21 protein-coding genes are annotated in these 24870 nt (G+C 72.1%); 16 read left to right on the forward strand and 5 right to left on the reverse strand.

What is annotated here, in order from left to right:
- The first annotated feature begins 9 nt into the window (after window positions 1-9).
- Window positions 10-981: an MBL fold metallo-hydrolase gene (locus tag IDM40_RS11630; RefSeq protein ID WP_193121969.1), complete on the forward strand. Its 972-nt coding sequence runs from the start codon at window positions 10-12 to the stop codon at window positions 979-981.
- A gap of 81 nt (window positions 982-1062) precedes the next feature.
- On the opposite strand, the gene IDM40_RS11635 is transcribed toward IDM40_RS11630, so the two are convergent.
- Window positions 1063-1977: an alpha/beta fold hydrolase gene (locus IDM40_RS11635; protein ID WP_193121970.1), complete on the reverse strand. Its 915-nt coding sequence runs from the start codon at window positions 1975-1977 to the stop codon at window positions 1063-1065.
- A 185-nt stretch (window positions 1978-2162) separates the two neighbouring features.
- Window positions 2163-3662: a DEAD/DEAH box helicase gene (locus tag IDM40_RS11640; protein ID WP_193121971.1), complete on the reverse strand. Its 1500-nt coding sequence runs from the start codon at window positions 3660-3662 to the stop codon at window positions 2163-2165.
- A gap of 556 nt (window positions 3663-4218) precedes the next feature.
- Here IDM40_RS11640 and IDM40_RS11645 point away from each other — a divergent pair.
- The 3 genes from IDM40_RS11645 to IDM40_RS11655 all read left to right on the forward strand — a co-directional run bounded on the left by IDM40_RS11645 (window position 4219) and on the right by IDM40_RS11655 (window position 5865).
- Window positions 4219-4896 (forward strand): ferritin-like fold-containing protein, encoded by a 678-nt coding sequence (locus tag IDM40_RS11645; protein WP_193121972.1) that lies wholly within the window; start codon window positions 4219-4221, stop codon window positions 4894-4896.
- Between the two features lie 137 nt (window positions 4897-5033).
- Window positions 5034-5345: a DUF6401 family natural product biosynthesis protein gene (locus IDM40_RS11650; RefSeq protein ID WP_193121973.1), complete on the forward strand. Its 312-nt coding sequence runs from the start codon at window positions 5034-5036 to the stop codon at window positions 5343-5345.
- A 277-nt stretch (window positions 5346-5622) separates the two neighbouring features.
- Window positions 5623-5865, forward strand: a complete 243-nt coding sequence (locus IDM40_RS11655; protein WP_193121974.1) for a hypothetical protein — start codon at window positions 5623-5625, stop codon at window positions 5863-5865.
- A gap of 115 nt (window positions 5866-5980) precedes the next feature.
- On the opposite strand, the gene IDM40_RS11660 is transcribed toward IDM40_RS11655, so the two are convergent.
- The 3 genes from IDM40_RS11660 to IDM40_RS11670 all read right to left on the reverse strand — a co-directional run bounded on the left by IDM40_RS11660 (window position 5981) and on the right by IDM40_RS11670 (window position 8254).
- Complete coding sequence (locus tag IDM40_RS11660) at window positions 5981-6772, reverse strand: mechanosensitive ion channel family protein (RefSeq protein WP_193121975.1); 792 nt, start codon at window positions 6770-6772, stop codon at window positions 5981-5983.
- Window positions 6773-7073: 301 nt separating this feature from the next.
- The gene (locus tag IDM40_RS11665) at window positions 7074-7748 is read right to left on the reverse strand and encodes a TetR/AcrR family transcriptional regulator (RefSeq protein ID WP_193121976.1); all 675 of its coding nucleotides are present in this window, start codon (window positions 7746-7748) and stop codon (window positions 7074-7076) included.
- Between the two features lie 275 nt (window positions 7749-8023).
- The gene (locus IDM40_RS11670; protein WP_193121977.1) at window positions 8024-8254 is read right to left on the reverse strand and encodes a hypothetical protein; all 231 of its coding nucleotides are present in this window, start codon (window positions 8252-8254) and stop codon (window positions 8024-8026) included.
- 281 nt (window positions 8255-8535) lie between these two features.
- Between IDM40_RS11670 and moeZ the strand changes: the two genes are divergently transcribed.
- The 12 genes from moeZ to IDM40_RS11730 all read left to right on the forward strand — a co-directional run bounded on the left by moeZ (window position 8536) and on the right by IDM40_RS11730 (window position 24465).
- Window positions 8536-9699 (forward strand): adenylyltransferase/sulfurtransferase MoeZ, encoded by a 1164-nt coding sequence (gene moeZ, locus IDM40_RS11675; RefSeq protein ID WP_193121978.1) that lies wholly within the window; start codon window positions 8536-8538, stop codon window positions 9697-9699.
- 165 nt (window positions 9700-9864) lie between these two features.
- Window positions 9865-10248, forward strand: a complete 384-nt coding sequence (locus tag IDM40_RS11680) for a hypothetical protein (protein ID WP_193122007.1) — start codon at window positions 9865-9867, stop codon at window positions 10246-10248.
- A 124-nt stretch (window positions 10249-10372) separates the two neighbouring features.
- Entirely contained in the window at window positions 10373-10684 is a 312-nt protein-coding gene (locus IDM40_RS11685; protein ID WP_193121979.1) for an MGMT family protein, read from the forward strand.
- Window positions 10685-10755: 71 nt separating this feature from the next.
- The gene (locus tag IDM40_RS11690) at window positions 10756-13911 is read left to right on the forward strand and encodes an ATP-dependent helicase (protein ID WP_328806996.1); all 3156 of its coding nucleotides are present in this window, start codon (window positions 10756-10758) and stop codon (window positions 13909-13911) included.
- Window positions 13904-17296, forward strand: a complete 3393-nt coding sequence (locus IDM40_RS11695; RefSeq protein WP_193121980.1) for an ATP-dependent helicase — start codon at window positions 13904-13906, stop codon at window positions 17294-17296. The genes IDM40_RS11690 and IDM40_RS11695 overlap by 8 nt, the downstream gene beginning before the upstream one ends.
- Before the next feature lie 532 nt (window positions 17297-17828).
- The gene (locus IDM40_RS11700; RefSeq protein WP_193121981.1) at window positions 17829-18617 is read left to right on the forward strand and encodes a GntR family transcriptional regulator; all 789 of its coding nucleotides are present in this window, start codon (window positions 17829-17831) and stop codon (window positions 18615-18617) included.
- A gap of 168 nt (window positions 18618-18785) precedes the next feature.
- On the forward strand, window positions 18786-19907 hold the full coding sequence (locus IDM40_RS11705; RefSeq protein WP_193121982.1) for a TIGR03364 family FAD-dependent oxidoreductase: 1122 nt from the start codon (window positions 18786-18788) through the stop codon (window positions 19905-19907).
- A complete protein-coding gene (locus IDM40_RS11710) occupies window positions 19901-20611 on the forward strand; it encodes a phosphonatase-like hydrolase (protein ID WP_193121983.1) in 711 nt (236 codons plus the stop codon). The genes IDM40_RS11705 and IDM40_RS11710 overlap by 7 nt, the downstream gene beginning before the upstream one ends.
- Before the next feature lies 1 nt (window position 20612).
- Entirely contained in the window at window positions 20613-21665 is a 1053-nt protein-coding gene (locus IDM40_RS11715) for an ABC transporter ATP-binding protein (protein WP_193121984.1), read from the forward strand.
- Complete coding sequence (locus IDM40_RS11720; RefSeq protein ID WP_407939959.1) at window positions 21662-22633, forward strand: 2-aminoethylphosphonate ABC transporter permease subunit; 972 nt, start codon at window positions 21662-21664, stop codon at window positions 22631-22633. Before IDM40_RS11715 ends, IDM40_RS11720 begins: the two co-directional genes overlap by 4 nt.
- Entirely contained in the window at window positions 22620-23417 is a 798-nt protein-coding gene (locus tag IDM40_RS11725; RefSeq protein WP_193121985.1) for an ABC transporter permease, read from the forward strand. The genes IDM40_RS11720 and IDM40_RS11725 overlap by 14 nt, the downstream gene beginning before the upstream one ends.
- Before the next feature lie 16 nt (window positions 23418-23433).
- Window positions 23434-24465: a 2-aminoethylphosphonate ABC transporter substrate-binding protein gene (locus IDM40_RS11730; RefSeq protein ID WP_193121986.1), complete on the forward strand. Its 1032-nt coding sequence runs from the start codon at window positions 23434-23436 to the stop codon at window positions 24463-24465.
- The last annotated feature ends 405 nt before the right edge of the window (window positions 24466-24870 follow it).

Below are 24870 nucleotides of genomic sequence, written 5' to 3' on the forward strand. Positions count from 1 at the left end.
GTCTGAGCCGTGTTCTGGAAGCGGAAGTCGAAGAAGAAGGACGGCCAGGAGGCCACCGGTTCCGCTGCGGAGGCGGCGGGGTCGGCCGAGGAGGTCGAAGAGGCCGAGGAGACGGCGTCCGAGGACCGGAGCGAGAAGGCCGGGAGCAAGGACGGCGCCGACAAGGCCGGGGACGGTGAGAAGGAGACCGCCTCCGACGAGGGGGAGACCGAGGAGACCGCCTCCGACGAGAGCGCCGAGGACTCCGACGACGAGGAGGCCGGGGACGAGAAGGACCCCGAGGACGCCGCCGCGGAGGAGCCCGCCTCCACCGACGTCTTCGCCGACGAGGGCGAGGAGACCGGTGTGACCGGCCCCGACAGCGAGGGCATCACCCGCGTGCGCACCGCCGGCACCTTCGAGTTCGACGGCGAGAAGTTCGAGATGGTCGCCAACACCTGGATCGTCGACGCCGACGAGGACGGTGTGATCGTCATCGACCCCGCGTACGACTCCGAGGCGATCCTCGAGGCCGTCGGCGAGCGCGACATCTACCTCGTGGCCTGCACCAACGGCTACTCCCCGCACATCGCCGCCGCCATCGCCGTCGCCGAGGAGGCCGAGGCCCCCATCGCCCTCCACCCCCGCGAGATGCGCGTCTGGCGCCGCTACCACGGCGCAGAGCACCGCCCCGAGATCGAGGTCGAGGGCCAGGGCTCCCTGGACGTGGGCGACCTGCACATCGACGTGCTCGCCCTGCCCGGCACCTCCACGGGCACCGTCGGCTACTCCATCAGCCAGAAGGGCGTCGTCTTCAGCGGCGACACCGTCCGCTCCGGCGAGCCCGGCATGGTCGGCGACACCTACCTCGACTACACCACGCAGCTCGCCTCCATCGGCGAGAAGCTGCTCTCCCTCCCGCCCGAGACGCGTCTGCTGCCCGACCGCGGGCCGGCGACCACCACGGCCGCCGAGGGCCGCAACTTCGACTCCTGGGTCTGATCCCCCGGTCCTGACACGGAGTCCGGCGCCGTGCCCCGCCCATTCCCGGGTGGTGGCACGGCGCCGTCGTGTGCGGTGGGTTCAGCGCTGACCGACGGACTCGCGGGAGTTCCAGAACGTGGTCAGTGCGGAGGAGGTCGTCTCCGGGGCCTCGACGTTGGGGGAGTGCCCGGCGCCCGGAACGACGATGCGCTCGGCGCCCAACCGGTCCGCCATCTCCTCCTGGTCCGCGGTGGTCCAACCGTCGTCGTTCTCGCCGTAGAGCACCAGCACCGGAACGCCGGAGCCGGCCAGCTCCGCGGTGCGGTCCGGGGCGCCCAACAGGTCCTCGGCGGTGTGCAACAGGGCCTCGGGGCTGCTGGAGAGCGTGCGGTCGCGCAGGAAGTCGCGGATCTCGGGGTCGGTGATCCGCGCGCGGACCCCCTCGGCCACGTGCTCCTCCCACAGCTCGCGCATACGGTCCGGGGAGGGGTCGACGGCCGAGAGCGCGGCGATGAGCATGCGGACCTGGGCGGCGGCCTGCCCGGCGATGGCACCCGGGCCCGAGCACAGCAGCGTCAGGGTGTGCACCTCCGTGCTCTGGGAGAGGACGGTCTCGCGCGCGATCAGCCCGCCCATCGAGTGGCCGACCAGGTGCACCGGACGGCCGTCGCCGACGAGCTCGCAGACCTCCGCGACCACCATGCCGAGCGACGGCAACCGGTAGTCGGGGCGCGGGGACCCGGGGGCGGGGGAGAGGGTCTCGAAACCGGGGGAACGGTAGGTGCCGGGCAGGTCGATCGCGACCACCTCCCGGCCGACCTGCGCCAGGCTCTGGAGGAGCGCGATGAAGTCCTCCTTGCTCCCCGTGTACCCGTGCACGAGCACGGCGGGGCACAGCTCGGGGCTGCTGCCCGAGGTGGGGAGCGCGCGCAGGGCGGCCACCGGGCCGTGCGGCAGCGACAGCTCCACGGGGAAGACGCCCGGGGGCAGGGTCAGGAACTGGGGTGTACTCACGTCGGGACACCCTAGACGATCGGGGCCGCGCGCAAGGCGATCCGCGACCGTGCCCCTGTGTCTGCGGGGACCGCTGGGGAACGGGGACGGTCCCCGGACAAGAACGGACCCGCGACCGTGGCCGCGGGTGACACATCTGCGTCGGCCGTGGCGCCCGCCTCGGAGCGGGCGCGGCACGGCCCGGATCAGGTGTTCTCGGGGTCCCGGCGGGCGGCGCTCACACCACCGCGGGTCCGACGGCGGCGGCGCACGCGGCGCGCACCCTGATCGTCGGAGGAACCCTTCTCGGACGGCTCGGAGCGGTTCTCGGTCTTGCCCCCGGTGGAGGCCTCCGCCGACTCACCGCCGCGGGTGCGCTTGCGCGAACGGTTGCGGCCGCCGCCACGGCGACGGTTCCCGCCCCCTCCTCCGCGCTCGTTGCCGCGCTCCTTGCGCTCGGACCGCTGGCCGGTGTCGCCGATGTCCTCGACCTCCTCGGCCTCCAGACCGGCGTGCTCACCGCGCTTGTCGGCCGCCAGGCGGCCCTTGGTCCCCGCGGGGATGCGCAGCGCCTCGAAGAAGTGCTTCGACGTGGAGTAGGTCTCCTCCGGCTCGGCCTTGTCGAGGTCGAGCGCGGCGTTGATCAGCTTCCAGCGCGGCATCTCCTGCCAGTCCACGAACGTGACGGCGGTCCCGCTGCGCCCGGCGCGGCCCGTACGGCCGATGCGGTGCGTGTAGGTCTTCTCGTCCTCGGGCGTCTCGTAGTTGACCACGTGCGTGACGTCGTCCACGTCCAGACCCCGGGCGGCCACGTCGGTGGCGACCAGGATGTTGATCTTGCCGTTGCGGAACGCACGCAGGGCCCGCTCGCGCTGGCTCTGCCCCAGGTCGCCGTGGACCGCCGCCGCGGCGAAACCGCGCGTCTTCAGGTCGCCGGCCACCCTGTCGCAGGCGCGCTTGGTCTGGCAGAAGACCATGCTCTGGCCGTGGTCCTCGGCCTGCAGCAGACGGGCGAGCATCTCCGGCTTGTCCATCTGGTGCGTGCGGAACGCGTGCTGGGTGATGCCCCCGGGCATCGAGCTGCCGTCGATCTCGTCGTCGTCACCCACGCGCACGTGTGTGGGGCGCGTGAGGTAGTTGCGGGAGAGGGTGACGATCTCGCTCGGCATCGTCGCCGAGAACAGCATCGTCTGGCGCTTCTCGGGGATCTTGGTCAGGATGCGCTCGATGTCGGGGAGGAAACCCAGGTCGAGCATCTTGTCGGCCTCGTCCAGGACCACGGCCGAGACCGCGTCCAGACGAAGGTGCTTCTGATTCTCCAGGTCGAGGAGGCGGCCCGGGGTGCCGACGACGACGTCGGTGCCCTCCTTGAGGCCGTTGATCTGCGGCTCGTAGGACCGGCCGCCGTAGACGGTGAGGATCCTCGCGCCGCTGCGCTTGCCGGCCGTGGTGAGGTCGGCGGCGACCTGGATGGCGAGTTCGCGGGTCGGGACCACGATCAGCGCGTGCGGGCGCTTGGACGTGCCCGGGTCCTCCTGCACCGACTGGAGCAGGGGGAGCCCGAAGGCCAGGGTCTTGCCCGTACCCGTACGGGCCTGGCCGATGATGTCGCTGCCTGCGAGGGCGATCGGCAGGGCCTGTTCCTGGATCGGGAAGGGCTCGACGATCCCCTCGGCTTCGAGGGCGTCGGCGAGGTCGGTGTTCACACCCAGGGCACGGAAAGTGGTCCGGGGTTCGTTGGTCTCATCTGTACTGCTCAGGGCTCATGCCTCCATCTTGGCGGGCCGCAACGTTGGCGTGGCCGCGGCGTGCGGTCGCATTCGGCGTGCTGCCGAGCGAGGGCGCGGCTCACCGGTGTCACGACGTCGTGACGTCGCACGGACACGGTGGCGCTGCCTCCTGGTCCCGGCCGGCGCGGGGGAGCCCGGCCGCGGATCCGGAACCATCCGCAGTTCTGTCGTGTGTGGTCGGGGTCGACGGACCCCGCATGGGCGGGATCGCGGCGGGCCGTCGTGGATCGGTCGCGCGTGGCGCCGTGAACGAGGCCCGGTCGCCGCCGTACTTCGGCGGAGCAGGTGGCCGCGCCGTCTGCACACGCTCGTCATCACGCAGAGTCTAGCCGCAGACCCCACCGTTCGACATGCCGGTTCACCGGGCCGTGGACGGCAGGGACCGTACCCGCTCCCACGCGGTGCAACCGCGCCCGCCGTCCGTTTAGTCCCCGCTACCGTCCCGGCGAGCGCGGGCGATACTCTGACGGGCATGAACCCAGGCCCCTCCGTCGACCCCGCCGTGACCGATCTGCTCGGTCTGCTCGCCTACGCCGAGCTCGGCTCGTTCTTCCGCCTCACCGACGACGCGGCGCTGGCGCCCACCCTGAGGGACAAGGGCCGTCTGGCCTCGCTCGCGGCCGAGGAGCAGAGGCGCTACGAGCTCCTGCGCGAGCGGCTCGTCGAGTACGGGGCCGACCCCGAGGAGGCCATGGAGCCCTTCGTGGAGCCCCTGGACTCCTGGCACGCGCGCACCGAACCGCAGAGCTGGGTGGAGAGCCTGGTCAAGACCTACGTCGGCGACGGCATCGCGGGTGACTTCTATCGCAAGGTCGCCGAGCTCGCCGACCCCGGCACCGGTTCCCTCGTGGAGACCGTGCTCGCCGAGGAGAGCCGGGGTGCGTTCATCTCCGAGACCGTTCGCGCGGCCCTGGAGGAGGACCCCGCCCTCGCCGGACGCCTGTCCCTGTGGGCCCGCCGCCTGGTCGGGGAAGCGTTGAGCCAGGCCCAGCAGGTCGCCGTGGCACGCCCGCGCCTGGCCGCCCTGCTGGCCGAGGACGGGGGCGGCGACGACGCGGGCATCGGCGATCTCGCGGCCGTCACGCGCATGTTCGGTTCCATCGCCGACCGGCACGCCGCCCGGCTCAAGGCCATGGGGTTGAGCGACTGACACCGGGTTGACCGGAGCTTGGGTTCCGCTTGGTCAAGAGCGGGTAATTTCGCACACTTTCGTAACGTTCGGGTGATGGCCGCACGTACAGTAGGGGTCGCTCGTCGTCCTCAGACCAATCACTAGTAGGTACCCCTATGCCCATCGGCACCTCCGTGCGCCACCCGCTGGCCGGGCTCACCAGAGACTTCCACCGGATCGGTCCGCTGGACGGTCCGCTCGAACCCTGGATGTGCGCTGAGCTGGACCAGCACACCGCGGAGGTGTGCGACGGCATCGCCGATGCCGGCAGCGAGATCAACGCCCGCACACTCGGTACCTACCTCCACGGGTTCCTCGACGGCTGCCTCGAGCGCGGCTGGGACTCCGAGACCGCGGACTACGACTGGGAGACCCTGCGCGTCCTCGCCATCTGCCGCCTGGCGAAGGAGCGCGGTTTCGTCCGCTAGGGTCGTGACGTCCGCAGGACGGTGTGAGCCACGACGCCGAAACCGCCCACCGATGTCGTTGGGCCCCTGGATACTGCCGGTCCTTTTCCTGTTCCCCGGCGAAAACCCGGTTTCGCGCGTACGCTGAGAATCGGGCGGTCGCCCGGTCCACCCTGCCCGCTGTACGGGCCCTGCGGAATGCAACGTGGGACCCTCGGTGTTACCGGTCCGGGAGAAAGAAGGATCGGGGCACCGCCGAACGGCGGAGCGGCCCTGAGGCCGCGAGAAAGGAATGCGAATGAGGAGCGGTCGGCATGGGGCGGCGCGTCCACCGGTCGGCGTCCTGATCCAACAGGACCGCATCGACTTCGCGCTTTTTGTGCTCATCGGCGTCATCGCGCTGGTCTCCATGGTCTTCAGCGGTCCCGCGAGCATCGTGTTCTGGCTGGGGCTGCTGACCATCGTCGCGTGCGGTGTACTGGTCTTCCGCAGGATCGAGCAGCTGTCCAAGCTCGAGCTGCGCGACTCGGAGTTCCTCTAGGGGCCACGCCCGGCCGTCACGGCGCGGGCCACAGACATGAACGAGGGCGGAACCGCTGCGGTTCCGCCCTCGTCGTGTGCGGCCGCCGGGTGAGGGCGGCCGCGTTCGAGGTCGATCACGGTGTGGACTCGGGTCCGCGCCCGGAGGCCGACGCCCCCTCGCGGCTCTCCTCCTCCGTTCCGGTGCGCTCGGCACCCGGTCGGCTCATCGCTGCTTCCTTGCCGGCCTGGTAACTGGACTCCTCGCTCATGCGGCCGGTCTCGCGCTCGGCCACATCCAGCCACCGGGCCCAACGCTCCTGCATGGGCCGGATGAGACCGCCGCCGGCGCCGACGACGAGGATGCCGCCGAGCGTCGCGAGTACGGCGATCAGCACCGGAACCGTCACTGCCTGCGCCACACCGGCCTGGTTCAGCGCGGCGATGACACCCAGACCGAGGACGAACACCGCTGCCAGGTTGGCCAGGAACCGGCCGTAGGAGAGGCCGCCGAGCGCGCCGGAGACCACGTTGCGGATCGCCTTGGCGATCATCGCGGTCACCACCACGATCACCAGCGCGACGATGCCCTGCGGGATCCAGGCGATCACCTGGTTGAGCAGAGTGCTCACCGGGTTCGGGCCGAAGATGTTGAACGCGAACGAGAACGTGAACAACAGTCCGACGTAGTAGATGATCTTGCCGCAGAGCTCACTCGCGCCCCAGCGGCTGCGCTCGAAGTATTCGCCCACACCGCCGCGGTGCAGGGCACGGTCCAGACCGATCCCGTGCAGGCCCTTGCCGACGGCCTTTCCCACGAGCCATGAGATCAGCCAGCCCAGTGCCAGGACGACCAGGAAGCCGATGAGCAACGGCGCGAAGGAGGCGACTGCCTCCCAGGCGCTCGTCAGGCCCTGACCCATGTCCATACGTGTTCACCCCCGATTCGCTTGTTCCGCCGAGGCTCTGCGGGCCGGGGCGGATACGTCGCGGAGAAGTCTGTACTTCTCATTCCGGCGATACCCGACGAAATGGAATTGAACCCCTACGCGCAGTCGGGGCGGGGGCAATTCTGTTTCTTGGGCCATTCTTGGGCGGGTATTGACCGTTCGCAGGAATGGGGTCGGAACCCGGTTCCGAGGAAGCTGTGGGCGCCGTTCCCAGGGGGTGGAAGAACGAGAACGGCGGCCGGGGCCCGTGGCCCTGGCCGCCGTCACACGGGGGATCCGCTCAGCTGTCGGTGGACCCGTCGCTCTCGAGGTTCTCGGTGGCGAGCTCGTCGGCGCCGCGCTGCAGGCCCCAACCGCTGATGCCGCGCCAGGCCAGGCGGGCCACCAGCTGCTCGGCGGCGTCCTTGGGGACGGCGCCGTGGTTGTTGAGCCAGTACCGGGCGCTGGTCTCGGCCATGCCGACCAGCCCGATGCTCAGCAGGTGCGACTCCTCGTCCGAGATGCTGGTGTCCTGGCGGATCACCTCGCCGATGAGCTCGGCGCAACGCTGCATCGTCTGCTCGCTCTTCTCCCGCACCGCGGGCAGGTTGCGCAGATCGGACTCGAAGACCAGCCGGAAGGCCTCTCCGTCGCCGGCGACGAAGTCGAAGTAGGCACGGAAGCTCGCGGCGACGCGCTGTGCGTTGTCGTCGGTGCTCTCCAGGGCCTCGCGCTGCTTCTCCACGAGGGCCTCGGAGTGCTCCTCGAGCAGGGCCAGGTAGAGCTCCAGTTTCCCTGGGAAGTGCTGGTAGAGCACTGGTTTGCTGACCCCGGCGCGGTCGGCGATCTCGTCCATGGCCGCGGCGTGGTACCCGCGGGCGACGAAGACCTCCTGTGCCGCGGCCAGGAGCTGGCGTCGGCGCCTGACCCGGGGCAAGCGGGTGCCCCGGGAGCGGGCGTCTGAAGGAGCTGTCACACCCACACCCTCCGAACTCGGCATGGCAGATGCACGCCATACCGAACATCTGCGTGGCTAGTACTGCCCTGCGCCCCCGCCATCGGTGACGCGTCGCACAGTTTCCTCACATCCTACTCCCGCGTAGGTTCGGCGCGGGCAGGGCCTTCCGGCACGGGCACACGGGGGAACCGGCCGGAAACACGCGTGCACGGGCGGTGCACGGTCCGGCCGACGGTGCGCCCGGGGCCGGCCCTGAGGGTGACTTCACACCGGTTCCCGTGCCGCCGGCGGTTTCAGCGGTGCTCGTCCTCGTCGTCGCTGCCGGCGTCGATGGACTGCTCGACCACGTCGGCCTCCGATCCTTCGGTGAAGGGGGTGTCGGCGACCCGCTGCTGCCAGTCCTCCCGCTCACCCGCGGGGGCTGCGTCGGTGCTCTGTTCTGCGGAGTCGGCCTCGGGGACGGCCTCGGCGGGGTCCTCTCCGGCCCCCGGCTGGTGGTTGCCCGTCTCGTCGTGGGTACTCACGAGGTCCTCCCTACTGTCGCGGCTCTCGCGGACACTACTCTTCCCAGGGTCCGTCGGGGGTCAACACCTCGGAATGAACTCGGGGGAGGCGGTGGTTGTGATCGAGTGGGACGGTCCAGCGTGCGGGCGCCGTGTCCCACACCTCCCCGAGGTGGGAATCAGATACCCCACCCGATAGGTTGGGTATAAGTGCAAGCACGCTTCGCGACCCGCCCCCTCGCCCGGTGGTCCCTCTCGGATTCGGGCGGTGTGAAGCTACCAACAGACTTTGAGGAGTCACCGTGTCGCTGCCGCCGCTGGTCGAACCAGCCGCCGAGCTGACCGTGGACGAGGTGCGCCGCTACTCGCGCCACCTCATCATCCCCGACGTGGGTATGGACGGGCAGAAGCGCCTCAAGAACGCCAAGGTCCTGGTCGTCGGCGCCGGCGGTCTGGGCTCCCCGGCGCTGCTCTACCTCGCCGCCGCGGGCGTGGGCACCCTCGGGATCATCGACTTCGACGTCGTCGACGAGTCCAACCTGCAGCGCCAGGTCATCCACGGCCAGAGCGACGTGGACCGCCCCAAGGCCGAGTCCGCGCGCGACAGCATCAAGGACGTCAACCCCAACGTCGAGGTCGTCCTGCACCAGGACCGCCTGGAGTCGGACAACGCCCTGGAGATCTTCCGCGGCTACGACCTCGTGCTCGACGGGACCGACAACTTCGCGACCCGCTACCTGGTCAACGACGCCTGCGTCATCCTGAACATCCCCTACGTCTGGGGCTCGATCTTCCGTTTCGACGGCCAGGTCAGCGTGTTCTGGAACGAGCACGGTCCCCAGTACCGCGACCTCTACCCCGAGCCGCCGCCGCCCGGCATGGTTCCCTCCTGCGCCGAGGGCGGCGTCCTGGGCGTGCTCTGCGCCTCCATCGGCTCGGTCATGGTCAACGAGGCCATCAAGCTCATCACCGGTATCGGTGAGCCGCTGGTCGGCCGCCTGCTGATCTTCGACGCCCTCGAGATGACCTGGCGCGAGGTCAAGGTCCGCAAGGACCCCGACACCGAGCCCGTCACCGAGCTCATCGACTACGAGGCCTTCTGCGGCACCGTGTCGGACGAGGCGACCGAGGCGGCCGCCGACTCCACCATCACGGCGCCCGAGCTCAAGGAGCTCCTGGACAAGAAGCCGGACGACATCTTCCTCGTGGACGTGCGCGAGCCGCACGAGTACGAGATCGTCAACATCCCCGGCGCGACGCTGATCCCCAAGGGCGACTTCCTCAACGGCAAGGCCCTGGAGCAGCTCCCGCAGGACAAGCGCCTCGTCCTGCACTGCAAGTCGGGCGTGCGTTCGGCCGAGGCCCTGGCCGCGGTCAAGGCCGCCGGCTTCTCCGACGCCGTGCACGTCGGCGGCGGTGTGCTGGCCTGGGCCAACCAGGTCGACACCAGCCTGCCCACGTACTAGGCGTTTCGGCGGCCGCCCCGCGCGGCCACCACGGCAGCACACACAGCGGTGCCCGGGCCCAGGTCCGGGCACCGCTGTGCGTCTTGTGGGGTCTACCGAATGGGTACGAACCCCTCGAAGGCCACCGATCCGACCGGTGGTGGCCCGCTGCTGGGAGGTGGCGCGATGCGTAGAAGGGGACGTTGGGACAACTGGGTGGCGATCGCCGCAGGGCTCGCCCTCGCACTGAGCTGGACCTGGCACTACCTGCTGGGGTTCCCCGGCGGGCTCATGATGGTGCTGGGCCTCATCACGATCATGGCCTCCACCATCTCCATCACCCGCCCCGGCGCGGTCTCGAGCGAGGCCGCCGTGACGGGCGCCGGAGTGCTGGCGTTCCTCCTGCCGTGGCTGTTGGCCTTCACCGGCTCGACGGCGGCGGCCGCGACCGCCTGGGGGTTGGGCGCAGTCATCGCGGTCCTCGGCGTCATCGGCCTGGTCTCGGCCCGCGCCAACGTCAAGCGCGACCCGGAACTGGCCTGGGGCAACCACATGCCGCAGTCGGTCTGAGCACACTGCGCACACGGGGCCGCTCCTTCCGGGGCGGCCCCGTTGCCTGGGATCTTGCTACCAGAGCCGACTTCGGCGCCGATATTGGCGCTGGTAGCAAGATCCCCGCTCTAGGGTGGGCGCTGTGGTGGAGCCCGACGAATACAGCCAGGACGTCCTCGACCTGGTCGACCGCATCCCCTCCGGACACGTGATGAGCTACGGCGACATCGCCGAGTACCTGGAACGCGGCGGCCCCCGCCAGGTCGGCGCGGTCATGGCCGGCTGGGGCGGCGCCGTGCCGTGGTGGCGCGTGGTGCGCGCCGACGGCCGCCCGCCCGCCGGGCACGAGGTGCGTGCGCTCTCTCACTACGCGGCGGAGGCCACACCCCTGCGCCCGCGCAGCGACCGCGTCGACATGCGCAGGGCACGCTGGGCGGGCCCGCAGGGCTCCTGAACGCCGGCCGAGGGCTGCCTTCGTCCCGGGTGATGGCAGAGACGGTCTTTGCCCTTTGATGAACTGGGGGAGTGAACTCCTCCCCGTACCGTCTCGTGCGGCGCGCCCACCAGGTGCAGCCGCCGCCCGTGCTGGACGAGAACCAGCGCCGGGTGGTCGAGCACAAGGGCGGGCCCCTGCTGGTGCTGGCGGGCCCGGGCACCGGCAAGACCACCACGATCGTCGAGGCCGTCGTCGACCGCATCGACCACCGCGGCATGGACCCCTCACGTGTGCTGGTGCTGACCTTCGGGCGCAAGGCCGCCCAGGAACTGCGCGAGCGCATCACCGGCCGCCTGCGCCGGACCACGCGCGAGCCCCTGGCGATGACCTTCCACAGTTACGCGTACGCGCTGATCCGGCGCGAGTTCCAGCGCATGGGCGATCACCCGCCGCGGCTGCTGTCCGGCCCCGAACAGCTCATGGAGGTGCGCGAACTCCTGCGCGGCGAACTGGAGGACGGCGCCGACGGCTGGCCCGAACGCCTGCGCCCGGCCCTGAACACCCGCGGGTTCGCCGAGGAACTGCGCGACTTCCTCATGCGCGCCCAGGAACGCGGCCTCGACCCCGCATCCCTCGACCTGCTCGGTACCGAACGCGAACGGGACGACTGGCGCTCGGCCGCCGGGTTCCTGGAGCGCTACACGGGCCGTTTCGACATCGCGCCCGTGCCTACCCTCAACTACGCCGAACTCGTGCGGGTGGCCGCCGACATGCTGTCCGACCCCGGGGTGCGCGAACGCGAACGCAACGCCCACGAGGTCGTGTTCGTCGACGAGTACCAGGACACCGACCCCGCACAGGAACAGATGCTGCGCGCCCTGGCCGGCAACGGGCGCGACCTCGTGGCGGTCGGCGATCCGGACCAGTCCATCTACGGGTTCCGCGGAGCCGAGGTGCGCGGCATCCTCGAGTTCCCGCGGCGCTTCCCGACGGCGCGCGGTGAGGACGCCGACGTCGTGGCGCTGCGCACCTGCCGCCGCAGCGGGGTCGGCCTGCTCGCCGCCTCCCGTGCGGTCGCCCGCCGTCTGCCCGCGGTGGCCGGCGGCGCCCCGGGCCAGATCAACGAGCACCGCGACCTGGTTCCGGGCGAGGACACCGCGGACGGGACCGTGAAGCTCCTGCAGGCCGACAACGCCGCGCAGGAGGCCGCCGTCATCGCCGACACCCTGCGGCGCGCGCACCTCGTGGACGGGGTCCCGTGGTCGCGCATGGCCGTGATCGTGCGGTCGTCGGTGCGCCAGACGCCCGTGCTGCGCCGCGCCCTGACCGCGGCGTCCGTGCCCGTGGTCGTGGGCGCCGACGACCTCCCGGTGGCCGACGAACCGCTCGTGCGGCCCCTGCTGGCGTTGATCCGGTACGGGCTCGCCCCCGGAGAACTCGACGACACCGCCGCACGCGAGCTCCTCACCAGTCCGTTCGGGGAGGCCGACACCGTAGGGCTTCGGCGGCTGCTGCGCGCCCTGCGCCGCCTCGACCTCGACCGTGCGCGGTCCGAGGAGACCGACGAGGGGTACCGGCCCTCCGCGCAGCTGCTCGTGGACGCCCTGCTCGACCCCCGCGACCTCACACTCGTCGACCGCGCCGTGGCCGCCCCCGCCACACGCGTGGCCACAGCGCTGGCGACCGTGCGCGAACTCGCCGCCGAGGGGGCCGACGCCGAACAGGTCCTGTGGCGGCTGTGGAAGGACAGCGGCCTCGCCGACCGGCTCCTGCGCGCGAGCCTGGCCGGGGGACGCAGGGGCGCGGCCGCCGACCGCGACCTCGACTCCGTCGTCGCGCTGTTCGAGAGCGCCGCCCGGTACTGCGACCGGCTGCCGCCCGGTTCGCCCGAGGGGTTCCTGGAGGACCTCGCCGCCCAGGAGATCCCCGGCGACAGCCTCGCCGAACGCGCCCCCGACGGCGAGGCCGTGCGCGTGCTCACCGCCCACCGGTCCAAGGGCCTGGAGTGGGACCTGGTCGTGGTCGCCGGCGTGCAGGAGGGCGACTGGCCCGACCTGCGCCTGCGGGGTTCGCTGCTGGGGGTGGAGGAGCTCGTCGACGCCGACGTGCACTCCGCCGACACCTCGGGCGCGGCCCTGGCCTCCAAGCTCCTGGTCGAGGAACGCCGCCTGTTCTACGTCGCGCTCACCCGCGCCCGACACACCCTCGTGGTCACGGCGGTCGGCGGCGAGGACAGCGACCAGCGCCCCTCCCGGTTCCTGCACGAGATGGCGGCCGGGGACCCCGAACCGGTCAGCACCGGCATGCGCTGGCTGTCCCTGCCCGCGCTCGTGGCCGACCTGCGTTCGGTGGTCACCGATCCGTCCGCACCCGGCCCGCTGCGCGAGGGCGCCGCCGACCACCTGGCCCGTCTCGCCGAGGAGGGTGTGCGCGGCGCCGACCCCTCCGAGTGGTACGCGCTGGTGCCCTTCAGCGACGACCGGCCGCTCGCGGGGGAGGAGGAGACCATCCGCGTCTCGCCCTCGCAGGTGGAGAGCTTCACCAACTGCCAACTGCGCTGGCTGCTGGAGCGCGCGGCCGGGGCCTCCTCCGGCGACTCCGCGTCCGCGCTCGGGACAGTCGTGCACGCGGTCGCCGTGCTCGTGGCCGAGGGCAGCAGCGCCGACGAGGGCGGCCGGCGTATGGACGAGATCTGGGCCGACCTGGACTTCGGGGGTCCCTGGCAGGCCGACAAACAGCGCGAGCGTGCCGACACCATGGTCCGCAAGCTCCTCGACTGGGAGGCCGACAACCCGCGCGAGCTCGTCGTCACCGAACAGGGGTTCCGCGTCGAGGTCGGCGGGGTCGAGATCACCGGACGCGTGGACCGGCTCGAACGCGACGCCGACGGCCGCGCCGTGGTCGTGGACCTCAAGACCGGCGCGAGCAAGGCCGACGACCTCGGCCGCCACCCCCAGCTCGGCGTCTACCAGATGGCGGTGCTGCAGGGCGCCTTCGAACGCCTCGGCCTGACAGAACCTGGCGGCGCCTCCCTCGTGCAGCTCGGCGAGAAGATCAAGAAGGCCCGCGAGCAGGCCCAGCCTCCCCTGGCGCAGGACCCCGACCCCCGGTGGGCCGAGACCCTCGTGCACGAGGTCGCCTCCGGCATGGGCGGCTCGCGCTTCACCGCCACCGTCAACCAGGGGTGCAGGTCGTGCGCCGTACGCGCCTGCTGCCCGGTCCAGGACGAAGGACGCCATGTCTGAACCCCACCGCCCCCGCTTCTCTCCCGCCGAGCTCGCCCGCCTGCTCGGACAGCCCGAACCCACCGCGGAACAGTCCGAGGTCGTGGCCGCCCCGCTCGAACCCGGGGTCGTGGTGGCCGGCGCCGGTTCCGGCAAGAGCGAGACCATGGCCTCGCGCGTGGTCTGGCTGGTCGCCAACGGGTACGTGCGCCCCGAACACGTGCTCGGCCTGACCTTCACCCGCAAGGCCACCGCCGAGCTGGCCGAACGTGTGCGCAAACGCCTGGACCAGTTGCGCGAGACGGAGCAGCTGCCCGAGGAGCTCCTCGACGGCGAACCCACCGTCTCGACCTACAACGCCTACGCCGGGCGCATCGTCTCCGACCACGCCCTGCGCGAGGCGGTCGAACCCACCTCCCGGCTGTTGAGCGAGGGACAGTCCTGGCAGCTGGCGTCCCGCATCGTCGGCGAGTACGACGGCCCGATGGACCACATCACGGTCGGGGCCGACACCGTCACCCGCCGGACGCTGGAGCTGGCCGGGCAGATCTCCGACCACCTCACCGGGCCCGAGCAGGTGCGCGGCATCGGCCGGTGGCTGCGGGCCGAGGCCGAGAACCTGCCGAAGAAACCCGCGCCGGCCACGCGCAACCTGCTCTCGGCCCAGCAGCGGCGCGAACAGCTCCTGCCCCTGGTGGAACGCTACGAGCACGCCAAACGCGGGCGGGAGGTCATGGACTTCGGCGACCAGATGGCGCTGGCCGCCCGCATCGCGCAGAACCACCCCGAGGTCGGGCTGATCGAACGCGGCCGGTTCAAGGTGGTGCTGCTGGACGAGTACCAGGACACCAGCCACGCCCAGCTCGTGCTGTTGCGCGCGCTGTTCGGCGAGGGGCACGCGGTGACGGCCGTCGGCGACCCCTGCCAGTCGATCTACGGGTGGCGGGGCGCGGTGGCCGCCAACCTCACCAACTTCCCGCAGGACTTCCCCGCCGCCCCGGGCAGGTCCGCGCCGGTGCGCCGCCTGGCCACGAGCTTCCGCAACGGCGAACGCGTGCTGCGGGTGGCCGAGCGCATCTCGGAACCGCTGCGCGCCCAGGCCGCCGAGGTCCCGGTGCTGCACCCCGGGCCTGCGCGGCGCGGGCGGGGGCACACGCACGCGGCGCTGTTCTCCGGGCAGGTCGAGGAGGCGGAGTGGATCGCCCGCCGCCTCGACGCCTACCTCGGCGCCGGGCCGCGTGAGCCGGGCGGGCCTCGGCTGGCGCCGGACGGCATCCCCTGGCCCGAGGGGGAAGCGGGTTCCGGAACGGACGGTCGTATCGGGCCCGGAGACATCGCGGTGCTGTGCCGCAAGCGGTCCCAGTTCCCCGCCCTGCGCGAGGCCCTGGAGGAACGCGGGATCCCCGTCGAGGTCGTCGGCCTGGGCGGGCTCATGCTCGTGCCGGAGGTCCGCGACATCATCGCCACCCTGCGCGTGGTGCACGACGCCTCCGCCGGCAACGAGCTCGCCCGCCTGCTCACCGGGCCGCGCTGGCGCATCGGCCCCGGAGACCTGGCCGCGCTGGGCCGGCGCGCAGCCGACCTGGCGCGCAGCACCCGGCGCGACCTCACCACCGACGGGCCCGAGGGCGACGCCGGCGAGGACGACCTGCTGCGCCGCACCGTCCTGGACCTGACCTCCGAGAGCGGCAGCCTCGTCGACGCGGTGGACGACCCCGGGCCGGCCGAGCACTACTCCGAGACCGCCTACGCCCGCATCACCCGCCTGGCCGAAGAACTGCGCCACCTGCGCAAGCAGATCGGCCAGCCGCTGCCCGACCTGGTCACCGAGGTCGAACGGGTGCTGGGGCTGGACATCGAGGTCGCCTCCCGCAGCGGACGCGACCCGCTCTCCGCCCGCGCCGACCTCGACGCGTTCGTCGACCACGCGGTGCGGTTCGTCGGCAACAGCGACACCCCCACGCTCGGGAGCTTCCTGAGCTACCTCAACGCCGCCGCGGAGAAGGAGAGCGGCCTTGCGCCCGGCGAGCGGGTCGGCAGCAGCGACAGCGTCAAGCTCATGACCATGCACGCCGCGAAGGGGCTGCAGTGGCCGGTCGTGGTCGTGCCCGGCATGAGCGAGGGGTCGGGCGCGCCGCTGTTCCCCACCAAGCTCAAGGCGGGCGACATGTGGATCCAGGGCGAGCACCTGCTGCCGTACCGCCTGCGCGGCGACCGCCTCAACCTGCCCGAACTGCGGTCCGTGGACAAGAAGGGCATCGACGACTTCAAGGCGGCCGAGCAGGAACGCCACCGCCTGGAGGAGCGCCGCCTCGCCTACGTCGCCGTGACCCGCGCGTCCTTCGCGCTGCTGTGCACCGGGCACTGGTGGGGGCGCGACGCGGCCAGCGAGCGGGGGCCGTCGGAGTTCCTCGATGAGGTGCACGACGCGTGCGAGGCCGGGGCCGGCACCGTCGACCACTGGGAACCGCGGCCCGACCCGGACGAGGAGGGCCCGCACGGCGACGAGGAGGAGTCCGCCGTGTGGCCGCCCGAGGAGGAACTGCCCGGGCGGGGGGACCGGCCTTCCGAACCGCCGGAGGAGGGGCCGCGGACCCGGCGCGAGGAGATCCTGGACGGCGCCGCGATGGTCGAGCAGGCCCGCGCGCGCATGCTCGCGGGGGAGGAGGACCCGGCCGAACGCCCCGCCCCGCCGCCCGGGCTGCGCCACCGGCTCGGCGGGTGGGAACGCGACACCGAACTCCTGCTCGCCCACCGCCACCAGGAGGGCAGCGGACCCGGCCCCGGACCGGTGGAGGTCGAGCTGCCCGACCACCTGTCCGTGTCGTCCATGGTGTGGCTGGCCCGCGACCCCGCGGCCCTGGCGCGGCAGATCCGGCGTCCGTTGCCGCGTCCGCCCGCGCCGCACACCCGGCGGGGCACGGCGTTCCACAGCTGGTTGGAGGAGCGTTTCGGCCAGGGCGCGACCCTGCTCGACGAGCTCCCGGGCGCCGCCGACGAGACCGCGGGGGAGGACGAGGACCTCGCCGAGCTGCAGCGTGCGTTCGAGGAGAGCGAGTGGGGGCCGCGGGTCCCGGTCGAGGTCGAGGTGCCGTTCGAGACCGTGATCGGTGATCGCCTGGTGCGCGGACGCATGGACGCCGTCTTCCACGACCCGGACACCGGCCGTTGGGACGTCGTGGACTGGAAGACCGGCAGCCCGCCCTCGAACGAGAGCGAGCGCCGCGCGGTGGGGGTGCAGCTGGCCGCCTACCGGCTGGCCTGGGCCGACCTGCAGGGTGTGGACCTGGCCGAGGTGCACGCGGCGTTCCACTACGTGCGCGCGAACGAGACCGTGCGCCCTGCCGACCTGCTCGACCGCGACGGGTTGGCCGCGCTCATCGAGACGGTGCCCGAGCCCGGGTGACGGGTGACGGGTGGGGCCGGGTGCGAGCCCGAGACACGCTCCGTCCTGCATGTGAGCGCCGGCGAGTGTGCAGGACGGAGCGGAAACCACCATGGCCCGGTTCTCGAGTCGTGCACCGTTGTTGGGGCCCGGGCTCAAGACGTTCTCGCCCCGCGTGACGCACTCACTGGCGTTCGCGCGTCACGCGGGGCGTAGCGGGGGTGCTCTGGCGTCGGCGTGTGACGGGGGCGCGGTGGGGTGGCCCGGCATTCGCGCGGTTTTCGCGCGTTCTGTGTGGCGTGGGTGTAGCGGAGGTGCTCTGGCGTTCGCGCGTCACGCGGGGCGTGATTGGGGCACCTGGTGTTCGCGCGTTCTGTGGGCGTGGTGGGATGCGTGCTTCGTTGTTCGTGCGTGGTGTGGGCGCGGTGGAAGAGGGTGCCTTGGTGCTGGGGTGTCACGCGGGGCGTAGTTGGGCCTGGGTGACGGGTGGGGCCGTGGTGGTTCGGGTGCGTTGTCGGTCCGTTCACCGGGGCGTTCACCGGGGTCGGGCACAATGACCCGCGTGTCGGTCACAGGAATCCCCCAGGACAGCGGGGCCCCGGTACGCGCCGGGGTGCCCGAGCACGGCCGTGTGCCCAAGTACTACGCGGTGCGCATCCTGCTCACCGAGCTCGTCGACGGCTTGGAGGAGGGCCAGACCCTGCCCACCGAGCGCGATCTCACCGAACGCTTCGGCGCCGCGCGTGAGACCGTGCGCCAGGCCCTGCGCGACCTCCTCCTGGAGGGCCGGTTGCGCCGCCGCGGCCGGGGGACGGTCGTGGCCGGGCCCAAGCTCGCCCAACCGCTCTCCCTGGCCAGTTACACCGAGGGCGTGCGCCGCCAGGGTCTGCGCCCGGGCCGCACCCTCGTCGACCTGCGCAGTTGGCCCTGCCCGGCCGCGCTCGCCGAAGAACTCGACCTCTCCGAGGGCGAACCGGTCTGGCACATGGAACGTGTGCTGTGGGCCGACGACGAACGTGTCGGGCTGGAGTCCACCTACGTCGCGGTCGCCCGGGTTCCGGGGCTGAGCAGCGACTTCGACCCGGACTCGAGCTTCTACGCCTTCCTGCACGAGCGGGTCGGCATCACCTTCGCCGACGCCGACGAACGACTGGAGACGGTGCTGGCCACACCCCGGGAGGCGCTGCTCGTGGGAACGCCGCCCGCGCTGCCGATGCTCCTCATCCACCGGGTCTCCCGCGACGGGAACAGTCGGCCGTTCGAACGTGTGCGCTCGCTCTACCGCGGCGACCGGTTCAGCTTCACCGCTCGCCTGTCCGGGGCCGGTCCCGGACCCGCCTGACCTCGAACCCCCGGCCCCGCGCCCCGGCCTCCGAAGCAGCGACCCGGCACGCCCGGACCCCTGAGATCACGGAAAGATCACGTGTCTGGTCCAAAGTTTCGGGCGCGTTCACCCGCGTGTCCCCCGAGGTCACCGGGGCCTCAACCCGCGCTCGCCACGCTCGGGGGCATGCGAGTCATCATCGTCGGTGCCGGCGTACTCGGCACCATGCACGCCTGGCAGGCCGTCTCCCGCGGACACGAGGTCGTCCACCTCGAACGCGAGGCTGCAGCCCGAGGCGCGTCCGTCCGCAACTTCGGCCTCGTCTGGGTCAGCGGCCGCTCCGCCGGCCCCGAACTCGACACCGCCCTGCGCGCCCGGGAACTGTGGGAGGAGATCGGCAAGCAGGTCCCCGACCTCGGGTTCCGCGCCTCCGGATCCCTCACCCCGGTCACCACCGACCGCGAACGCGCCGTCGCCCGGGAGGCCCTCGCCGCCCCCGAGGCCCGACTGCGCGACCTGCACTACCTCGACCCCGACCAGGTCCGTGAGGTCAACCCCGCCCTGCGCGGAGAGATGCTCGGCGCGCTCTGGTGCCGCCGCGACGCCCAGGTGGAACCCCGCACCGCCCAACGCGCCCTCCAGGACACCCTCGCCCGCAGCGGCAGGTACACCCTCCTGACCGGGCGCGAGGCCCGCGAGCTCCCGCGCCCCGGGGCCGTGCGCGACGACCACGGCGACCTCCACGAGGGCGACCACGTCGTCCTGTGCACCGGCGCCCAGCTCGGCGGCCTGGTCCGCGAACTCGCCCCCGATCTGCCCGTCCGCCGCGTGCGCCTCCAGATGATGCAGACCGAGCCCCTGGAGACCACCCTCACCACCTCCGTCGCCGACGCCGACAGCTTCCGGTACTACCCCGCCTACCGCGGCCCCGGGCTCGACACCCTCAACGCACACCAGCCCCAGCCCGCGACCGCCCGCGACCACGCCATGCAATTGCTCATGGTCCAGCGCGCCGACGGCTCCCTGACCATCGGCGACACCCACGAGTACGAGCACCCCTTCTCCTTCGACACCGACGAGGCCCCCTACGAACACCTCACCGGGGTCGTCGAAGGCCTGCTCGGACGCCCGCTGCCCTCGATCCGCCGCCGCTGGGCCGGTGTCTACGCCCAGTGCACCGACCCCGGAACCGTCGTGCACCGCGCACCCGTCGCCGACGGCGCCTGGCTCGTCACCGGGCCGGGCGGGCGCGGCATGACCTGTTCCCCCGCCATCGCCGAGACCACCGCGAACGACCTGGGATGGTGACCATGACCGACCGCGCCCCGAACCCCGCCCTCACCGACCGCCTCGCCCGCACCGAGCTCGTCGTGCTCGACATGGCCGGCACCACCGTCGCCGACGACGGGCTCGTCGAGGAGGCCTTCCGCACCGCCCTGCCCGGCGCCGGCCCCGAACAGACCGCCTACGTGCGCGCCACCATGGGCACCTCCAAGATCACCGTCTTCCGCCACCTCACCGGCGGCGACGAGGCCCGCGCGCAACAGGCCAACACCGCCTTCGAGCACGCCTACGCCCGCCTCGTCGACGACGGCCACTGCGCGCCCCTGCCCGGCGCCGAGGAGACCCTGCGCCGCCTCCGCGACCAGGGCCGCACCATCGCCCTGACCACCGGGTTCGCCCGCACCACCCAGGAACGCATCATCGCCGCCCTGGGCTGGCAGGGCCTCACCGACCTCACCCTCTGCCCGGCCGACGCCGGACGCGGGCGCCCCCACCCCGACATGGTGCTCACCGCCGCCCTGCGCGCCCGTGTCTCCTCCGTGGCCGCGGTCGCCGTGGCCGGTGACACCGACTCCGACGTGCGCACCGGGCTCAACGCGGGCGCCGGGATCGTGGCCGGGGTGCGCACCGGGGCCCACGGCGAGGAGGAACTGCGCGCCGCCGGGGCCACCCACGTGCTCGACTCCGTGGCGGCCCTGCCCGGACTGCTCGAGGCGAGGGAGGGCTGACGTGGGTATCCGCCTCGACGGGGTGAGCGTCTCCTACGGCGGCACCACCGTTCTGGACTCCCTGGACCTGACCGTCGAACCGGGCGAGTTCACCGCCCTGCTCGGCCCCTCCGGTTCCGGCAAGACCACCGCCTTGCGCAGCGTCGCCGGGTTCGTGCGACCCGACTCCGGCCGGGTGTTCCTGGGCGGGCGCGACGTCACCGACCTGCCCCCGTACAGCCGTGGCATCGGGATGGTCGTGCAGAGCTACGCCCTGTTCCCGCACATGCGCGTGGACCAGAACGTCGCCTTCGGGCTGCGCGCCCAGGGTGTGCCCCGCCGGGAGGTGCGCACCCGGGTCGGGGAGGCGCTCGAACTCACGGGGATGGCCGAGTACGCACGCCGCCACCCGCGTGAACTCTCCGGCGGGCAACAGCAGCGCGTGGCCATCTCCCGCGCCCTGGCCGTGCGCCCCCAGGTCCTGCTCCTGGACGAACCGCTCTCCGCCCTCGACGCCCGCCTGCGCAGCGAGATGACCACGGAACTCGCGCGCCTGCACCGCGACCTGCCCGACCTCACCGTCCTGCACGTCACGCACGACCAGGGCGAGGCGCTCACCCTCGCCGACCGGGTCGCGCTCCTGGAACGCGCCCGCCTGCGCGAGTACGACACCCCGCGCAACCTCTACGACCGGCCCCGCACCGCCTTCGCCGCCGGGTTCGTGGGCAGTGCCAACCTGCTGCCCGGACGCCTGGACCGGGGGAGCGTGCGCTTCTGCGGCCTGGACGTGGACGCGCCCGACGCCCTGCCCTCCGGGGTGGCCGACGGCGACGACCTGCGCGTGTGCCTGCGCCCGCACCGGCTCACGCTCGGCCCGTCCGAACACACCGTCCGGGGCCGGGTCACCGATCTGAGCTGGCGCGGGTCCACCCACCGGGTCACCGCCGACGTCGACGGTCACAGCTTCACCGCGGAGGTGCCCGGAACCGCGGAGATCCCCGACCTCGGCACCACCGTCGAGCTCGGGTTCACCCGCCGCGACCTGGTCGTCGTGCCCGCGGGGGAGGAACCGTGACCGCCCTCGCCCCGCACCCCGCGCCCCGGGTGCCCGAACCGCGCCGCCCCGCCGAAGGGCCGCCACCGCCCCGCCGGGGCCTGCCCGCGTGGGTGTGGGCCGTCCCGCCCGTGCTCGCGCTCGCCGCCGTGGTGCTCTACCCCCTGGGCGCCGTGGTCGCCGAGTCCCTCACCGGACCCGACGGCGCCGCCACCACCGCGCACTACGCCGAGGTCCTGGCCACCGAAAGGTTCCGGGACGCCCTGGCCACCACCGTGTTCGTCGCCGTCTGCGCCACCGCCGGCTGCCTCGTGCTCGGGCTCGGCCTGGCCCTGGTCATCGCGTTCGTGCCTTTCCCGGGCAGCCGCGCCGCCGGACGCCTCGTCGACACCTACCTGTCGTTCCCGTCCTTCCTCATCACCCTGGCACTGCTGTTCCTGTACGGGACCGTGGGTGTGGCCAACGGGATCTGGACCGACGTGACCGGCGCCGACACCGGTCCGTTCGACTTCATGGCCACACCCTGGGGCGTGATCCTCGCCGAGATCACCTTCTTCACCCCGTTCGTGCTGCGGCCGCTGCTCGCCGCCTTCACCCAGCTCGACACCGCGCAGTTGGAGGTCGCCTCCTCGCTCGGGGCCAGGGGTGGGCGGATCGTGCGCTCGGTGATCCTGCCCGAGGCCTTCCCCGCGCTCGTCGCCGGCGGGGCGCTGGTCCTGGTGCTGTCCCTCAACGAGTTCGCGATCGTGCTCTTCACCGGCGCGAAGGACGTGGTGACCCTACCGATGCTCGTCTACAGCGCGGCGATCCTCGAGGCGGACTACACCACCGCGTGCGTGGTCGCCACCGTCAACGCCGCCCTGTCCGTGTGCCTCTACCTGCTCTACCGGGCCGCCACCTCACGCCTGAGGGGACCGGCCGGCGGGCCGCGGAAGCACGGCACGCAGAAGGACGGCACGCAGAAGGGGGGCCGACGTGCTGGTGCATGACCGCCTCACCCGCCGGAGCATCCAGACGGTCTTCCTCCTGGTGTTCCTGCCCCTGTTCGCCCTGCCGCTGGCGGTGATCCTCGCGGCCTCGCTCAGCACCAACTGGAGCGGGGCGCTGCCCTCCGGGTTCACCCTGGAGCACTACGCCGCCGTCCTGAACGGGCCCACCCTGGACGCACTGCGCGTCAGCGTCGTCACCGCGGTCATCGCGAGCGTGTGCGCCCTCGTCGCCGGGACCTGGGCGGCGCTGTCCGCGCACTCCCTCGGCCCGCGCGGACGCCGGGTCATGGACGCCCTGTTCATGCTCCCCGTCGCCGTTCCCACGGTCGTGGTCGGGCTCGCGCTCCTGGTCGCCTTCAGTAGCCCGCCCGTGCTGCTCAACGGCACCCAGATGATCGTGTTCATCGCGCACACCGTGCTGGTCACCGCCTTCGCCTACCAGTCGGTGTCGGCGGCCCTGGACCGGCTCGACCCCGTGCACGCCCAGGTCGCCGCCTCCCTCGGGGCCCGGCCCGCGCGCACGTTGTTCCTGGTGCGGCTGCCGCTGCTGCTGCCGTCGCTGAGCGGCGCCGCCGGGCTCTGCTTCGCCCTGTCCATGGGCGAGCTCAGCGCCACGATGATGCTCTACCCGCCGGACTGGACCCCGCTCCCGGTGCGGATCTTCACCGCCACCGACCGCGGGGCGCTCTTCACCGGCTCCGCCTTCGCGGTGGTGCTCATGGCCACCACCCTGCTCGTCATGTTCGCCCTCTCCCTGGTGCGCACCCGCGCCGGGCACCGTTGACCATCCGGAGGAGACCATGCGCGTCCGAACCCTGGCGCCCCTCACCCTGACCGCCGCGCTCGCCCTCACCGGGTGCGGCATCACCGAACCCGCCGAGACCATCACCGTCTACGCTGCCGACGGGCTCAGCGACGTCGACGGCGACGGGTGGCTGGACCAGCTCTTCGAGGACTTCGAGGAGGAGACCGGCGTGACGGTCCAGTACGTCGAGGGCGGATCCGGCGAGATGGTGCAGCGGGCCGAGCGGGAGAGCTCCAACCCGCAGGCCGACGTACTGCTCACCCTGCCGCCGTTCATCCAGCAGGCCGACAACGCCGGGCTCCTGCAGCAGTACGAACCCGAAGGTGCCGAGCAGGTGTCCACGAGGGACCCCGACGGGGCCTGGACCACCGTCGTCGACAACTACTTCGCGTTCGTGCACAACTCCGAGGAGGTCGATGAGCCGCCCGAGACCTGGGAGGACCTGCTCGACCCCGAGTACGAGGGACGGTTGCAGTACTCCACGCCCGGGGTGGCGGGGGACGGGACCGCCGTGCTCATCCAGGCGATGGAGCAGTTCGGCGGCCTCGAACCGGCGATGGAGTACCTCGGGGACCTGCAGGAGAACAATGTCGGGCCCTCGTCCTCGACGGGGGCGCTGGGGCCGAAGGTCGACAAGGGCGAGCTGCTCGTGGCCAACGGCGACGTGCAGATGAACTACGACCAGAGCCGCACCATGCCCAACCTCGAGCTCTGGTTCCCCGCGCGGGAGGGAGGGGAGCCGACCACGTTCGCGCTGCCGTACACCGTCGGGTTGCTGGATGGCGCGCCGGACAGCGAGAACGGGCAGGCGCTGATCGACTTCCTGCTGTCGGAGGAGGCGCAGGAGCGGGTGCCGTCCGAGGCCGGAGGGTTCCCCGCGCGCGACGATGTCGAGGCGACGGGGGAGGACGCCGAGGAGCTCGAAGAGATCATGGACGGGGTGGAGGTCTTCGAGCCCGACTGGGACGAGGTGGAGGAGGAGCTGCCGGGTTACCTGGACGCCTGGCGCGAGGCGACCGATTCCTGACCCATGACCCCTGACTGTTGACGCGCTACTGACTGCTGACGCGGCTGGGCGGGGCGCGCTCCGGCCGAAGGGCGCCCCCAGCGTCCACCGCCGCACGGTGCCCGGTGTCAGGAGTTCCAGGGTCTGGTGCTGAGGAAGACCGTATCCGTCAGGTGCCAGGTGCCAGGCTTCGGGGTCGGTCCGTTCGGTCCTGGCGCGTTGGCGGAGCTCCATGAGGTCGTCGTGAGCCTCGAGTGATGCTTGTTCGTCCTCGGTGAGTGGCGCGCCGGAGGTCTTGCCGCCCGCTCTCGGCACCGAAGAAGTCGTCGGTTGTTCTGGGGGCTGGCCCTGGGGGAGTCGGTGGGATGGGTGTTCTGTGGTGGTGCCTCGGGGGTCGGGATCGTAGCCCGGCCGGGCCTTCTCGCA

The organism is Nocardiopsis coralli (assembly GCF_014892575.1).
Lineage (GTDB): Bacteria > Actinomycetota > Actinomycetes > Streptosporangiales > Streptosporangiaceae > Nocardiopsis > Nocardiopsis coralli.